13 protein-coding genes and 1 pseudogene are annotated in these 14,236 nt (G+C 69.7%); 10 read left to right on the forward strand and 4 right to left on the reverse strand.

Features of this window, described 5'->3' with window-relative positions:
* Positions 1 to 184 precede the first annotated feature (184 nt).
* Positions 185 to 1,036 (forward strand): YihY/virulence factor BrkB family protein, encoded by an 852-nt coding sequence (locus tag AL346_RS09665; protein WP_019400246.1) that lies wholly within the window; start codon positions 185 to 187, stop codon positions 1,034 to 1,036.
* A gap of 441 nt (positions 1,037 to 1,477) precedes the next feature.
* Here AL346_RS09665 and ccrA read toward each other — a convergent pair whose 3' ends face one another.
* A complete protein-coding gene (gene ccrA / locus AL346_RS09670; protein ID WP_019400247.1) occupies positions 1,478 to 2,770 on the reverse strand; it encodes a crotonyl-CoA carboxylase/reductase in 1,293 nt (430 codons plus the stop codon).
* A gap of 251 nt (positions 2,771 to 3,021) precedes the next feature.
* Here ccrA and AL346_RS09675 point away from each other — a divergent pair, with 251 nt between their 5' ends.
* The 4 genes and pseudogenes from AL346_RS09675 to AL346_RS09690 all read left to right on the forward strand — a co-directional run bounded on the left by AL346_RS09675 (position 3,022) and on the right by AL346_RS09690 (position 7,908).
* The gene (locus AL346_RS09675; protein WP_019400248.1) at positions 3,022 to 5,019 is read left to right on the forward strand and encodes a protein meaA; all 1,998 of its coding nucleotides are present in this window, start codon (positions 3,022 to 3,024) and stop codon (positions 5,017 to 5,019) included.
* 37 nt (positions 5,020 to 5,056) lie between these two features.
* Positions 5,057 to 6,735 (forward strand): annotated as a pseudogene (locus AL346_RS09680) (acyl-CoA dehydrogenase family protein).
* Between the two features lie 101 nt (positions 6,736 to 6,836).
* Entirely contained in the window at positions 6,837 to 7,286 is a 450-nt protein-coding gene (locus tag AL346_RS09685; protein WP_019400250.1) for a host attachment protein, read from the forward strand.
* Between the two features lie 154 nt (positions 7,287 to 7,440).
* On the forward strand, positions 7,441 to 7,908 hold the full coding sequence (locus tag AL346_RS09690; protein WP_026014787.1) for a hypothetical protein: 468 nt from the start codon (positions 7,441 to 7,443) through the stop codon (positions 7,906 to 7,908).
* A 14-nt stretch (positions 7,909 to 7,922) separates the two neighbouring features.
* On the opposite strand, the gene AL346_RS09695 is transcribed toward AL346_RS09690, so the two are convergent.
* From AL346_RS09695 to hpt, 3 genes are all read right to left on the reverse strand, one after another.
* The gene (locus AL346_RS09695) at positions 7,923 to 9,086 is read right to left on the reverse strand and encodes a PLP-dependent aspartate aminotransferase family protein (protein ID WP_019400252.1); all 1,164 of its coding nucleotides are present in this window, start codon (positions 9,084 to 9,086) and stop codon (positions 7,923 to 7,925) included.
* A 122-nt stretch (positions 9,087 to 9,208) separates the two neighbouring features.
* On the reverse strand, positions 9,209 to 9,571 hold the full coding sequence (locus AL346_RS09700; RefSeq protein WP_019400253.1) for a response regulator: 363 nt from the start codon (positions 9,569 to 9,571) through the stop codon (positions 9,209 to 9,211).
* A gap of 2 nt (positions 9,572 to 9,573) precedes the next feature.
* The gene (hpt, locus tag AL346_RS09705) at positions 9,574 to 10,128 is read right to left on the reverse strand and encodes a hypoxanthine phosphoribosyltransferase (protein WP_019400254.1); all 555 of its coding nucleotides are present in this window, start codon (positions 10,126 to 10,128) and stop codon (positions 9,574 to 9,576) included.
* Between the two features lie 337 nt (positions 10,129 to 10,465).
* Here hpt and ftsE point away from each other — a divergent pair, with 337 nt between their 5' ends.
* The 5 genes from ftsE (at position 10,466) to AL346_RS09730 (ending at position 14,220) form a co-directional block, all read left to right on the forward strand.
* Positions 10,466 to 11,089 (forward strand): cell division ATP-binding protein FtsE, encoded by a 624-nt coding sequence (ftsE, locus tag AL346_RS09710; RefSeq protein ID WP_245258827.1) that lies wholly within the window; start codon positions 10,466 to 10,468, stop codon positions 11,087 to 11,089.
* A 4-nt stretch (positions 11,090 to 11,093) separates the two neighbouring features.
* A complete protein-coding gene (locus AL346_RS09715; RefSeq protein ID WP_019400256.1) occupies positions 11,094 to 12,065 on the forward strand; it encodes an ABC transporter permease in 972 nt (323 codons plus the stop codon).
* A 77-nt stretch (positions 12,066 to 12,142) separates the two neighbouring features.
* On the forward strand, positions 12,143 to 12,895 hold the full coding sequence (locus AL346_RS09720; RefSeq protein ID WP_019400257.1) for a YdcF family protein: 753 nt from the start codon (positions 12,143 to 12,145) through the stop codon (positions 12,893 to 12,895).
* A gap of 47 nt (positions 12,896 to 12,942) precedes the next feature.
* Complete coding sequence (locus tag AL346_RS09725; protein ID WP_019400258.1) at positions 12,943 to 13,707, forward strand: 1-acyl-sn-glycerol-3-phosphate acyltransferase; 765 nt, start codon at positions 12,943 to 12,945, stop codon at positions 13,705 to 13,707.
* An 81-nt stretch (positions 13,708 to 13,788) separates the two neighbouring features.
* A complete protein-coding gene (locus AL346_RS09730; RefSeq protein WP_156332727.1) occupies positions 13,789 to 14,220 on the forward strand; it encodes a hypothetical protein in 432 nt (143 codons plus the stop codon).
* Positions 14,221 to 14,236: the final 16 nt, after the last annotated feature.

Here is a 14,236-nt window from a genome sequence, read left to right on the forward strand (position 1 = left end):
GGGCCGCACCCAACCATGGCGGCGGCCGGGCCGCAATGGCGGGAAGGTCACACCGCCGCGCTACCATGTGCCCGGCCGCCATACGACTTGCCAGCGGCGGCCGGAATGCCGACCTTGGCAGGCGAGCGACGGGAAGAGCGATGCAGGTCACGAGGCGAAAGGCCGCCGTGCAAGGGGGGCAGCCGTGAAGGCGATCGGCACTTCGGCGCGCGTCCTCTGGCGGGCCTTCGAGCGGTTCAACGACCACGACGGCTGGGCGATCTCGAGCCACATCGCCCTGTCCGGCCTGATGTCGCTCTTTCCCTTCCTCATTCTCGTCACGGCGCTTGCCGGCTTCATCGGCTCGACGGACCTTGCCCGCGGGGTTGCCGATCTCATCTTCGAGACCTGGCCGAGCGAGGTCGCCGGCTCGGTCGCCGGTGAGGTGCGCAAGGTCATGACCGAGCAGCGGCGCGACCTCCTGACGGTCGGCGCCCTGCTCGCGGTCTATTTCTCGTCGAACGGCGTCGAATCGCTGCGCATCGGCCTCAACCGCGCCTATGACTGCTACGACTGGCGGCCCTGGTGGCTGACGCGGCTCGAGGCGATCGCCTTCGTCCTCGTCGGAGCCATCGCGCTCATCGTCTTCGCCCTGCTCGTCGTCTTCGGCCCGCTCGCCTGGCGGGCGGTCCTCTCGGAGGTGCCGGCGCTGCGCCCGCTCGGGCCGCTTATCGTCACGGCGCGCTTCGCCGTGGCGACGGTCGTCATCGTCGTGGCGCTGCTCATCGCCCACCTCCTCCTGCCGGGCGGGCGGCGCAGCGTGACGTCCGTGCTGCCGGGCATCGGCGCGACGCTGGTGCTCTGGCTCATCGGCGGCACCGCCTTCGGCCTCTATCTCGACAGCTTCGCCACCAATTACGTGTCGACCTATGCCGGCCTCGCCTCCGGCATGATCGTGCTCGTCTTCCTCTACATCCTGTCCGCCATCTTCATCTTCGGCGGCGAGCTCAATGCCGCGCTGATTCGCGAGCGCGAGGTGGGCGCAGGCGGATTGTAGCGGGAGCGGCCCCACAGGGCTGCGGAAGCCTGAACCACCAAGAAGCTAGCGTTCCGCCGTCATGCCCGCGCTTGTCACGGGCATCCACGCCGCGACGATCGTGCGAGGCCCGAGACGTGGATGGCCGGGACAAGCCCGGCCATGACGGCGGAGAGGCCAGCCCGGCAGTGGCGCCACGGGGCGATCCGTCGGGCTCCGGATGGATCGGCCCGCAGCACCGCCCGGGCGTCGCTCACCCGTCCTGCGCGGCGGCCTCCAGCACGTCGCGCCGTCATGCCCGCGCTCGTCGCGGGCATCCACGCCGCGACGAGCGTGCGAGGCCCGAGACGTGAATGGCCGGGACAAGCCCGGCCATGACGGCGGAGAGGCCGGCCCGGCAGTGGCGCCACGGGGGATCCGTCGGGCTCCGGATGGATCGGCGCAGCACCGCCCGGGCGTCGCTCACCCGTCCTGCGCGGCGGCCTCCAGCACGTCGTCGAAGCTGCGCAGGCCGGGGCGCGGTGCGTTGACGAGCACGGCCATGTTGCCGGGCTTGTGCTCGTTCTTCCACATCTTGGTGTGCGCAGCCGGGATCTCTTGCCAGGAGAACACCTCGGACATGCACGGGTCGATGCGCCGGTCGACGACGAACTTGTTGGCGGCGGAGGCCTGCTTGAGATGGGCGAAATGCGAGCCCTGGATGCGTTTCTGCCGCATCCAGACGTAGCGGGCATCGAAGGTGAGGTTGAAGCCGGTCGTGCCGGCGCAGAACACCACCATGCCGCCGCGCTTCACGACGAGGGTCGAGACCGGGAAGGTCTGCTCGCCCGGGTGCTCGAAGACGATATCGACGTCCTGCCGGCCGGTGATGTCCCAGATGGCCTTGCCGAACTTGCGCGCCTCCTGCGTCCAGGCGGCATATTCGGGTGAGTTCACCTTGGGCAATTGCCCCCAGCAGTTGAAGTCCCTGCGGTTGATGACGCCCTTGGCGCCGAGGCCTAGCACGTAGTCGCGCTTGTCCTCGTCGGAGATGATGCCGATGGCATTGGCGCCGGCGGCGGCGCACAGCTGCACGCCGAAAACGCCGAGCCCCCCCGAGGCGCCCCAGACGAGCACGTTGTCGCCGGGCTTCAGCGTATGCGGCGCGTGGCCGAAGAGCATGCGGTAGGCGGTGGCGAGGGTCAGCGTGTAGGAGGCGCATTCCTCCCACGTCAGGTGCTTCGGCCGCTCCATGAGCTGGCGCGACTGCACGCGGCAGAACTGGCCGAAGGAGCCGTCCGGCGTCTCATAGCCCCAGATGCGCTGCGAGGGCGAGAACATCGGATCGCCGCCGTTGCACTCCTCGTCGTCGCCGTCGTCCTGGTTGCAGTGCACGACGACCTCGTCGCCGACCTTCCAGCGCTTCACCTTGGAGCCGACGGCCCAGACGATGCCGGCCGCGTCGGAGCCGGCGACATGATAGGGCTGCTTGTGGACGTCGAGCACCGAGATCGGCTGGCCGAGCGCGGCCCACACGCCGTTGTAGTTGACGCCTGCCGCCATCACGAGCACCAGCACCTCGTCGTCGCCGATGGTCCAGGTGGGCACCACCTCGAGCTGCATCGACTCTTCCGGCGGTCCGTGCCGCTCCTTGCGGATGGCCCAGGCATGCATCTTCGCCGGCACATGGCCGAGGGGCGGGATCTCCCCGATGGCGTAAAGGTCCTTGCGTTCGTCCGTGCGGGTTGCGGCGGTCGCTGTGGCTGCGGCGTTCATGCGGCCTCCTGTCGCTCGTGTTTCCCCGGCGCGCCCTCTTGATGACGGGGCTCTGCTGCGCTGCGCCATGGACAGAATGAATGATATTGCGATGCAGCGAAAGCGAAAACGCCCGTTGGCGGGCGCCGGTTGCATTCGACCTTTGGCCAATCCGGCATTTTGCGCTTGCAGCGCAGGTTGTTGCGCCGCACCATGGCGGCAGAACAGACGGCGCGGGCAATGAACCCGCGACAGCATGACGGGGAGACGGCATGAGCGAGCGAGACGGTGGCGCGCGCCCGCACCGGGACAGGCCCTGGATCTTCCGCACCTATGCGGGCCATTCGACGGCGGCCGAATCGAACCGGCTCTACCGCACCAATCTGGGGCGCGGCCAGACGGGCCTGTCGGTCGCCTTCGACCTGCCGACGCAGACGGGCTACGACCCGGACCACGCGCTCGCCCGCGGCGAGGTGGGCAAGGTCGGCGTCTCCATCGCCCACATCGGCGACATGCGCACGCTCTTCGACGGCATCCCGCTCGCGGAGATGAACACCTCCATGACGATCAACGCGACGGCGGCGTGGCTGCTGTCGCTCTACATCGCCGTGGCCGACGAGCAGGGCGCTCCGCGCGGGCGCCTCACGGGCACGACGCAGAACGACATCGTCAAGGAATATCTCTCGCGCGGCACCTATGTCTTCCCGCCGGCGCCGTCCATGCGCCTCACCAAGGACGTCGTGCTGTTCACGACGCGGGAGGTGCCGAAGTGGAATCCGATGAACGTCTGCTCCTACCACCTGCAGGAGGCGGGGGCGACGCCCGTGCAGGAGCTTTCGTTCGCGCTCGCCACGGCCATCGCCATCCTCGACACGGTGCGGGGCAGCGGCGAGGTGGACGAGGACGCCTTCGCCGAGGTGGTGGGGCGCATCTCCTTCTTCGTCAACGCCGGCATGCGCTTCGTCACCGAGCTGTGCAAGATGCGCGCCTTCGCCGAGCTGTGGGACGAGATCTGCCGCGATCGCTATGGCATCACGGACGCGAAGAAGCGCCTCTTCCGCTATGGCGTGCAGGTCAATTCCCTCGGTCTCACCGAGCAGCAGCCCGAGAACAACGTCTACCGCATCCTCATCGAGATGCTCGCCGTCGTGCTCTCCAAGAAGGCGCGGGCGCGGGCCGTGCAGCTGCCGGCCTGGAACGAGGCGCTCGGCCTGCCGCGCACCTTCGACCAGCAATGGTCACTGCGCATGCAGCAGATCATGGCCTATGAGACGGACCTGCTCGAATATGACGACATCTTCGACGGCTCGCGCGTGATCGAGGAGAGGGTCGGGGTGCTGAAGGAGGCGGCGCGGGCGGAGCTTGCCCGCATCGAGGCGCTCGGCGGGGCCGTCGCCGCCGTCGAGACCGGTTATCTCAAGCGCGCGCTCGTCGAATCGAATGCGGCGCGCCTCGCCGCCATCGAGGCGGGCGAGCAGGTCGTCGTCGGCGTCAACCGCTGGACGGAGAGCGAGCCTTCCCCGCTTCTGGCCGGGGAAGGGGCCATCCTCACCGTGCCCGAGACGGTCGAGATGGAGGCCGTGGCCCGGCTCAGGGAGTGGCGGGCAAAGCGCGACGGCAGCGAGGCCGCGGCGGCGCTTGCCGATCTCGAGGCGGCGGCGCGCGAGGCGCGCAACGTCATGGAGCCGTCGATCCGCTGCGCCCGGGCCGGCGTCACCACCGGCGAATGGGGCGAGACCCTGCGCCGCGTCTTCGGCGAATACCGTGCGCCGACCGGCGTGACGACCGAGACACGCTCGCCCGAGGTCGACCGCGACGTGCGCCTGCTGGTGGCCGATCTTTCGGAGAAGCTCGGCGGTCCGCCGCGCCTCGTCGTCGGCAAGCCGGGTCTCGACGGCCATTCCAACGGTGCCGAGCAGGTGGCGCTGCGCGCCCGCGACGTCGGCATGGACGTGACCTACGACGGCATCCGCCAGACGCCGGCCGACATCGTGGCGCGCGCCCGCGCGGTCGATGCCCATGTCATCGGCCTCTCCATCCTCTCCGGCTCGCACGTGCCGCTGGTGCGCGACGTCATGGCGCGGCTGCGCTCCGAGGGGCTCGACCACATCCCGGTCGTCGTCGGCGGCATCATCCCGCCGGAGGACGAGCTGGTGCTGAAGAACATCGGCGTCTCCGCCGTCTACACGCCGAAGGACTACGCGCTCGACGAGGTGATGGCCGGCATCGTCCGGGTCGTCGAGCGTGCCCGCGCCCGGCTCGAGGCCTGAGCGCTTCGCCAAAGAACGATAACGAGAGGGAGAAACGATGAGCCCTGCCGCCGCCGTGAGCACGACATCGAGCGACCTGCGCACCCTCGCCCGCGAGGCGGCGGAGGCGCTCGGCGCACTGGCAGGGGCCGCGACCGAGGCGGCACGGGCCGCCGTCATGGTCGGGGGCGCATCGCGCCGGAGAGGCTCGACCGCGCCCAGCACATGGCGCACGGCCTCGCCTGGGTGGCGACCTATGCCACGGCCGTGCGCGAACTCGCCGCCTGGGCCGACCGCCTCGCCGGGGAAGGCCGCTTCGGCGAGGTGGAGGAGCTCATCCTCGCCGTCGGCGCCGGCGAATATTGTGCGCAGGTCTTCGGCGGCATCCCCATGAGCCAGGGCGAGATCGTGCGGCCGGATATCTTCGGCCTCGACGATGCAGCGCGCGCGGCCCTGCGCACGCCGGCGCTGCGGGCGCTCATCGCTGAGGGCAACACAGCCGAAAACCGCGCCCGGCTCGCGACGCTGCTGCGCCAGCGCGACGGCGCCTCCAGCATCGGCGACACCGGCCTTGACGAGACGCTGGAGGCGATCCGCGCCGAGATGCGCCGTTTCGCCGATGCCGAGGTGGTGCCGCATGCGCAGGACTGGCATCGCAGCAACAGCTACATCCCGCTCGAGATCATCGCCGACATGGCCGCGCTCGGCGTCTTCGGCCTGACCATCCCCGAAGAATACGGCGGCATGGGCCTCTCCAAGGTCTCCATGTGCGTCGTCTCGGAGGAGCTGTCGCGCGGCTACATCGGCGTCGGTTCTCTCGGCACCCGTTCCGAGATCGCGGCCGAACTGATCCTCGGCGGCGGCACGGAGGAGCAGAAGGCGCATTTCCTGCCGAAGATCGCGAGCGGCGAGATCCTGCCGACGGCGGTCTTCACGGAGCCGAACACCGGCTCGGACCTCGCGTCCCTGAAGGCCCGCGCCCAGCGCGAGGGCGATGTCTACAAGGTCCACGGCAACAAGACCTGGATCACGCATCCCGTACGCGCCGACCTCATGACCCTGCTCGTGCGAACCGATCCGGCCGAGCCCGGCCACCGCGGCCTCTCCATTCTGCTGGCCGAAAAGCCGCGCGGCACGGACGAAGACCCTTTCCCGGTGGCGGGGCTGACGGGCGGCGAGATCGAGGTGCTCGGCTACCGCGGCATGAAGGAATACGAGCTCGCCTTCGACGGTTTCGAGGTGCCGGCGGCGAACCTTCTCGGCGGGCGCGAGGGGCAGGGCTTCAAGCAACTGATGCAGACCTTCGAGGCGGCCCGCATCCAGACGGCGGCGCGTGCCATCGGCGTCGCGCAATCGGCCTTCGAGCTCGGCCTGCGCTATGGAGAGGAGCGCGTGCAGTTCGGCAAGAGCCTCATCCACTTCCCGCGCGTCGCCGACAAGCTCGTCATGATGGCGGTCGAGATCATGCTCGCCCGCCAGCTCACCTATTTCGCCGCCCGCGCCAAGGACGAGGGCCGGCGCTGCGATCTCGAGGCCGGCATGGCGAAGCTCCTGGCTGCCCGCGTCGCCTGGGCGGCGGCGGACAATGCGGTGCAGATCCATGGCGGCAACGGCTTCGCGCTCGAATATCCGGTGTCGCGCGTGTTGTGCGATGCGCGCATCCTGTCGATCTTCGAAGGTGCGGCCGAGATCCAGGCCCAGGTCATCGCCCGCCGCTTGATCGCGGAACCGTCCTGACCCTTGGTGTGTTCGCTTCCTGGAGGGGGCTTTCTGCACGCGCGTCTGGCATCGCGCGTGTGCGCTTCCCACATAAGTGAGTGCAGCCAAGGAGGACCACGATGAGCGGATTACGCCTTGCCCACGACACCTGGGTTCTCGTTGGCGACGGGGAGAAGGCGCTCTTCTTTCGCAACGCGGGAGACGCCTCCTATCCGAACCTCGTCGTCGAGAATATCTTCGCGCAGGAAAATCCGCCCAATCGCGAGCAGGCCACCGACGTGCCGGGCCGCATGAACCGCGGGCGCCCGAGCAACAACAAGAGCGCCATCGAGCCGACCGACTGGCACCGCCTCGCCAAGGACCGTTTCGCGAGCGAGGTCGCGGAGACACTCTATCGGGCGGCGCATGAAAAGCGCTTCGAGCGGCTCGTCGTCGTCGCACCGCCGCAGACGCTCGGGGAACTGCGCAAGGCCTTCCACAAGGAGGTCAGCGAGCGCATCGTCGCCGAGGTGGACAAGACGCTTACCTCCCATCCGGTCTACGATATCGAGAAGGTCCTGACGGCCTGAGACTCCATGCGCCGCCCGATGGGCGGCGTCATGCACAGGAAGCCCTTGCAAAAGCCCCATGGTCGCCGGCGGGTGTTGCCACGCCGCGCGTTGCGTTGTCAGCTATCGAGATGGCGCAACGAGCGAGGGGAGCGTGCCGGCGATGGGATGGGCCTTGGAAAGTTTCGGAGCCGATGCCATTCACCACCTGCCCTGGCCCGAGAGCGGTGACGAGGTGCGCTTCGTGGAGCATGCCGGCGGGCTGTGGTTCGTGGCGGCCGACATCTGCCGCCCGCTGCGCTTCACCCTGAACCGCGCCGGCGCCATCAACGTCACCCAGGCGCTCGCCAGCGTCGGCCCGGACGACAAGATGCTGGTCCGGCTGGAGACGAGTCCCGGCACGTTCCGGCCCTTCACGCGCTACATGCTGGTGTCGGAAGCGGGGCTCGAATCGCTGGTTGCCGAAGGGCTCGCCCGCCGCGTGCCGGCCGTCGATGCCGGCGACGTGCCGGCCCTCGCCCGGCTGGTACGCTCCGCCGCGCGCAATCTCGTCGCGGCCCTCGGTGGCCGGGCGGACGCTTCGCAGCACGAGAGCGGCGCGGCGTGCCCGGAGGAAGCTTTGCGTCCTGCAGTCGGCGGCTGACTCAGGAGACTGCCTCAGCCGCGCCCGGTCGCCCGATCGAGGGCGGACGAAAGATCGTCATAGAGGTCCTGCGGGTCCTCGATGCCGACCGACAGGCGCAGGAGGTCCGTCGGGCAGGGCGACCCCGCACCCTCGATCGAGGCGCGATGCTCGATCAGGCTCTCCACGCCGCCGAGGGAGGTCGCCCGCTTCCACAGCTCTACCTTCGCGGCTGTCGCGATGGCCGCCTGCTCGCCGGCCGCGAGCCGGATCGACAGCATGTAGCCGAAGCCGTTCGCCATCTGCCGGGCCGCAATGGCATGGCCCGGATGGTCCGGCAGGCCCGGATAGAGCACCTTGGCGACGGCGGGATGGGCCGCGAGCCGCTCGGCGAGCTTTGCCGCGGAGGCGCTCTGGGCCGCCGCGCGCAGGTGGAACGTGCGCATGCCGCGCGTCAGGAGATAGGCCTCGAAGGGGCCGAGAATGCCGCCCTGGCCCTTGCGGATGGTCGCGATGCGCGCCCAGAAGTCGTCCTCTGCGCCGGTGACGAGGGCGCCGGCGACGACGTCCGAATGGCCGTTGAGGATCTTCGTCGCCGCATGCATGACGATGTCGGCGCCAAGCGCCAGCGGTTGGCTGTGATAGGGCGAGGCGGTGGTGGAATCGACCGCAAGGCGCGCGCCCGCGGCATGGGCGATCTCGGCGGCGGCGGCGATGTCGGTGATCGTCCACAGCGGGTTCGACGGCGTCTCCACCCAGACGAGCCTGGTGCGGCCGGGCGTGACGGCGGCGCGCAGCGCATTAAGGTCGGTCGTGTCGACGAAGTCGACCACGAGGCCCCAGCGCTTCGCCTCGTTCGCCAGCCAGTGGCGCAGCGCCCAATACATCACGGTGGGCGCGACGACATGATCGCCGGGGTCGAGCGCCTGGAACACGGCCGTCGCCGCGGCCATGCCCGAGCCGAAGAGGAACGCCGCCTTGCCCCCTTCCAGCATGGCGAGGACGTCCTCGGCCTCGCGCGTCGTGGCATTGTCCGGCCGGCCGTAGACGTAGCCGGACGAATAGGCGTTGTCCTCGTCCCGGATATAGGTCGTCGCCACGTGGATCGGCGGCACCACGGCCTTGGTCAGCGGATCCGTGACACCCATGGCCTGGGCGGCGAGGGTGCGGGCGGACCAGGGCTTCTTCGGCGCGGTCATGGGCGGCTCCGTGCGGCGCGGGAAACGGGAACGCGTGCATATGACGCGAGCCGGCGGGCCGTGCAAGGGGAGTTACGGAGCGCCCGCCTGCGCGCGGCGCATGGCGGCAGGTCGCACGCCCCCTAGCTCAGCGCGTCGCGCACGCTCGTGCGCAGGTCGGCGAGCGAAAAGGGCTTCGTCAGGACGTCGATGACGACGCCGTCGAGCGAACTCGCCCGCTCGCGCTGGTCGGCGAAGCCGGTCATGAGCATGACGGTGAGCTCGGGATAGGTGCGCTTTGCCGCATGCGCGAGGGCGATGCCGTCCATGATGGGCATGCGGATGTCGGTGAGCAGGAGGTCGAAGCGGCCCTCGTGCTGGTCGAGGCGGGCAAGGCCGTCCTCGCCGTCGATGGCCGTGACGACCGCATGGCCGTCGATCTCCAGCCCGCGCTTCAGGAAGCCGCGGACGCCTTCTTCGTCGTCGACGAGCAGAATATGCGCCATCGTCACTGTTCCTTGCGGTCCTCGTTTTCCGTCTCCACGACGCCGACGAACGGCAACTGCCGGTAGCGGTGGGCCACGTCCATGCCGTAGCCGACCACGAACAGGTCGGGGCATTCGAAGCCGGTGTAGTCGGCGTCGATCTGCACCGCGCGCTTGCCTGGCTTCTCGAGCAGGACGGCGGATTTCACGGTGCGCGCGCCGCGCGCCATCAGAAGGTCTTTTGCGAAGGCGAGGGTACGGCCCGATTCGAGAATGTCGTCGACGAGCAGCACGTCGCGGTCGCGCACGTCGCTCTCGACATCCTTCAGGATCTCGACCTGCCCGGAGGAGACGGTTGCCTCGCGATAGCTCGACATGTGCACGAACTCGACCTGCGGCTCGAGCCCGGCCCTGTGCAGCGCGCGGATGAGATCGGCCGCGAACATGAAGCTGCCCTTCAGCACGGCGACGACGAGCAGGTCGTGCGGCTTGGAGGCCGCCACGGCCCGGGCGATGTCCTCGTTGCGGGCGGCGATCTTGCTCTCGTCGAACAGGACCCGGATGCTCTTGGTCTGCATGGTCTGGCCTTTATCGTTGCCCGCTGCGGAGCACATGCTGCCGCTTAGCCGCCACCGGCGATGGGCGCAAGTGCGGCGGGCGGGGAAGGAACAGGCACGGGCACGCCCGGGTCCGGGGCGCCCGCGCCTGCACTGGGATGAGCCTATAGGCGTTGGCACGGGAAGGACAGACAATGGACATGGCGAATCAGGCTGGCTTGCGCGGCCCGCCCCGGTTAGGACAGGCATCCGCGTAACACCAATTGGTCGGCCCTCATGGTTAACGAACCGTGAACGCGCCGCGGCCGTGAGGAGGTGACTGGTGGTTCGTTTCGACAATGTCGGACTGCGCTACGGCATGGGGCCGGAGGTGCTGAGAGACCTGACGTTCTCGATCGAGCCGCGCTCGTTCCAGTTCCTCACCGGCCCCTCGGGCGCCGGCAAGACGACGCTGCTGCGCCTCGTCCTCCTCGCGCTCAAGCCCACGCGCGGCCTCATCACCCTCTTCGGCGAGGACGTCTCGCAGATCGGCGGGGACGCGCTGACCGCCCTGCGCCGGCGCATGGGCGTCGTCTTCCAGGATTTCCGGCTGCTCGACCACCTCACCACCTACGAGAACGTCGCATTGCCGCTGCGCGTGCAGGGGCGGGAGGAGGTGAGCTACCGCGCCGAGGTGGTGGAGCTGCTGCGCTGGGTCGGCCTCGGCGAGCGCATGCACGTGCTGCCGCCGGTGCTCTCGGGCGGCGAGAAGCAGCGCGCCGCCATCGCCCGCGCCCTCATCGCCCGGCCGGAGCTGCTTCTGGCCGACGAGCCGACCGGCAACGTCGACCCCAGCCTCGCCAAGCGCCTGCTGCGCCTCTTCATCGAGCTCAACCGGCTCGGCACCTCGGTCATCATCGCCACGCACGACCTTGCGCTCATGGACCAGGTGGACGCCCGTCGCCTGGTGCTTGGCGAAGGCCGCCTGCACATCTACGAGTGATCGCATGATGCGCCGCTCCGAACAGACCAACGCCGCACCGGCCGCAGAACCCGACCTCGGGCCGCTGCCCGAGACGTTGCGCCGCAACCAGCCGCTCGTCCCGGCCGATTCGGTCGCCGGCCGGGCGCTCGTCACCGTCATCGCCATCCTGACCTTCCTCGCGGCGCTCGCCGCCGGTGCCGCCGAGCTCGTCGCCGGCGCCTCGGCCGAATGGCGCTCCTCGATCTCGCGCGAGGTCACCATCCAGGTGAAGCCCAACACCCAGCGCGACATCGAGGCCGATGTCGCCACCGCGACCGCGGTGGCCGGCGCCGACCCGCAGGTCGATTCCGTCTCCGTCTATTCGAAGGAGGAGGCGGAGCGGCTGCTGGCGCCCTGGCTCGGCACGGGGCTCGACCTGGTCGAGCTGCCGGTGCCGCGGCTCGTCGTCGTCCGCCTCAAGGGCGGCATCACGCCGGACCTTGCCGGCATGAAGCAGCAACTGGCCGAGCAGGTGCCGACCGCGAGCCTCGACGATCACCGCATGTGGATCGCGCGCCTGTCGACCATGGCGGGCACCCTCGTCGTCATCGCGCTCGCCATCGTCGGCCTGGTGCTCACGGCGGCGGCGCTGGCCATCGCCTTCGCGACGCGCGGGGCCGTGGCGAGCAGCCGCGAGATCCTGGAGGTGCTGCATTTCGTGGGCGCGGATGACCGCTTCATCGCCCGCGAGTTCCAGCTGAGGTTCCTCGGCCTCGGCCTCAAGGGCGGGGCCATCGGCTGCCTGGCGGCCATCCTGCTCATCGCGGCGCTCGGCTTCCTCGCCGGCTACTGGCGCGCGAGCCCGGGCGGCGATCAGATCGAGGCGCTGTTCGGGGCCTTCGACATCGGCTGGCGCGGCTATGGCGCCGTCGTCGTGGTGACGGCGATCGTCGCCGCCGTGACGGCGCTCGTCTCGCGCGTCACGGTGCGCCGTCACCTGAGTGGGCTGGGCTGACAACGCGTGGCTGTGCGCGCTTTCTGCCTAGTGCCCGCCGCATTCGTCGTTATGCTGCGCGGCGAAAGGTTGAAAGCATGAGCGTCGTGGGCAACGAGCCGGTCGCGGTCGATCCTGCCGAAGGCGAGCCGTCCGCCGTGGCGACGGCAGTGCCCCCGCGGCGCGGCAGGGGATGGCTGGTGCTGCGCCGTGGCGTGGCTGCGGCCGGCCTTCTCGCCTGCCTTGCCTTCGCCGTCGGCTTCTTCGTGTTCACCGACATGGTCGGGCGCGCGGAGCGGCGGGTGAACGCGAGCGCCGATGCCGTGGTGGCCCTGACCGGCGGCGCCCAGCGCATCGCCGATGCGGCCGACCTGCTGAAGCAGGGCTATGCCCGCCGTCTCCTGATCAGCGGCGTCAACAAGCACACGACGCCCGCCCAACTCGCCGAGCTCAACCCGGAGCTTGGCGAACTGGTCGAGTGCTGCGTCGATCTCGACTACCGGGCGCGCAACACCATCGGCAACGCCATCGAGACGCGTCGCTGGGTGCAGCAGCACGCCTTCCGCTCGCTGATCGTGGTGACTTCGAACTACCATATGCCGCGCTCGCTGGTGGAGCTCGGCAACGTCCTGCCCGAGACCGAGCTCGTGCCGCACGCCGTCTCGGCCGACCGCATCGACACCGAGCGGTGGTGGCGCGACCCTGTCGCCGCGAAGCTGCTCTTCATGGAATATCTGAAGTATCTCGTCGCGGTGGCGCGCACCTATGTGGAGCGCGATCCGGAAGATTCGCGCGTCGCGGTCTTCGTCGGCGGCCGCAAACCGGTTGCGACCGTTCCCGTGCTGCGCTAGGCGGTCAGCGGCGCGCCGGCCCGCGCGCGCAGATGCCGCCGGATGCCATGCTCGCTCTCCGTTCCCTCGCCTTCAACATCACCTTCTACGCCAACCTCGTCGTGTGGCTCGTCATCTGCCTGCCGACGATGCTCCTGCCGCGGCGCGCCCTGATGGCGGTGGCGCGCGGCTGGGCCCGGAGCTCCCTGTGGCTCCTGCGCGTCATTGCCGGCACGCGTCTCGAGGTGCGCGGCCTCGCCAACATCCCGCAGGGGGGCTGCCTCGTCGCCTGCAAGCACCAGTCGATGTGGGAGACCTTCGCGCTCGTTCCCTTCTTCTCGGATCCCACCTTCATCCTGAAGCGGGAGCTCATGTTCATCCCCTTCTTCGGCTGGTACCTGTGGAAGGCCGACATGGTGCCCGTGAACCGGCGCGGCGGCGCGCGGGCGATGGTGCGCATGACCGAGAAGGCGGCCGAGGAGGCGCGCGACGGCCGCCAGATCATCATCTTCCCCGAGGGCACGCGCCGGCCGCCGGGCGCCGAGCCCGCCTACAAATATGGCATCGCCCATCTCTACGGCCGGCTCGGCGTGCCGTGCCTGCCGGTCGCCCTCAACTCCGGCCTCTACTGGCCGCGCCGGCGCTTCATCCGCCGGCCCGGCACCATCGTGGTCGAGTTCCTGCCGCCGATCCCGGCCGGCCTGCCGCGCGACAGCCTGGTGCCGGCGCTGGTCGAGGCGATCGAGCCCGTCGCCCGCCGCCTCCATGCCGATGGCCTTGCGGAGATCGGCGGGACCATCCAGCCGGCACCGGAGCGGGCGGAGGCCCCGTGATCAGCTGAAGCCTCGGCGCTTGACAACATGGTTAATTTGTTCTCTCTTTGTCCGGAACAAACAGGGAACATGGAGCCGGATATGAGCGCAGTCGTCCAATTTCCCATGCACATGGCGCGCCGTCCCGTCGCGCGCCCGTTGGCCCGCCCGCTCGTTGCGGGGCGCCGGGCCGTGCAGGACGAGGCCCTCCACGTCGCCTCGGGCGGCGATCTCCTGCCGCTGCGTGCCTGGCGCGGGCGCTCGGGGCGCCGCTATGTCGTGTCGGTCTATCCGATGACGGCCATGTGGCAGGAGGCGCATCTCGACGCCGTGCTCATCGCCGTCGCCCGTGACGGTGAGGCGCGCCGCATCGTCGGGGTGCGCGATTCCTCCCCGCTCTCGCCCGAGGGCTTCGACGGCGCCTGGTTCGGGCAGATGCGCGCCTGCGGCGCGGTGGAGCTCCACGTCCACCTCCTCGCGATCAGCGCCGAGGAGCGTGCGGCCGTCGCGCGGGACCTGCGCCCCTTCCAGTGATCCGGCTTTGTCGGGC

It is taken from the genome of Chelatococcus sp. CO-6 (assembly GCF_001271345.1).
Classification (GTDB): domain Bacteria; phylum Pseudomonadota; class Alphaproteobacteria; order Rhizobiales; family Beijerinckiaceae; genus Chelatococcus_A; species Chelatococcus_A caeni.

Coding starts and splice junctions, on each gene's coding strand:
- AL346_RS09695 (WP_019400252.1), bottom strand. CDS start 9,086: ATGACCGCGCCGAAGAAGCCCTGGTCCGCCCGCACCCTCGCCGCCCAG.
- AL346_RS09715 (WP_019400256.1), top strand. CDS start 11,094: ATGATGCGCCGCTCCGAACAGACCAACGCCGCACCGGCCGCAGAACCC.
- ccrA (WP_019400247.1), bottom strand. CDS start 2,770: ATGAACGCCGCAGCCACAGCGACCGCCGCAACCCGCACGGACGAACGC.
- AL346_RS09700 (WP_019400253.1), bottom strand. CDS start 9,571: ATGGCGCATATTCTGCTCGTCGACGACGAAGAAGGCGTCCGCGGCTTC.
- AL346_RS09720 (WP_019400257.1), top strand. CDS start 12,143: ATGAGCGTCGTGGGCAACGAGCCGGTCGCGGTCGATCCTGCCGAAGGC.
- AL346_RS09675 (WP_019400248.1), top strand. CDS start 3,022: ATGAGCGAGCGAGACGGTGGCGCGCGCCCGCACCGGGACAGGCCCTGG.
- AL346_RS09730 (WP_156332727.1), top strand. CDS start 13,789: ATGAGCGCAGTCGTCCAATTTCCCATGCACATGGCGCGCCGTCCCGTC.
- hpt (WP_019400254.1), bottom strand. CDS start 10,128: ATGCAGACCAAGAGCATCCGGGTCCTGTTCGACGAGAGCAAGATCGCC.
- AL346_RS09725 (WP_019400258.1), top strand. CDS start 12,943: ATGCTCGCTCTCCGTTCCCTCGCCTTCAACATCACCTTCTACGCCAAC.
- AL346_RS09685 (WP_019400250.1), top strand. CDS start 6,837: ATGAGCGGATTACGCCTTGCCCACGACACCTGGGTTCTCGTTGGCGAC.
- ftsE (WP_245258827.1), top strand. CDS start 10,466: ATGGGGCCGGAGGTGCTGAGAGACCTGACGTTCTCGATCGAGCCGCGC.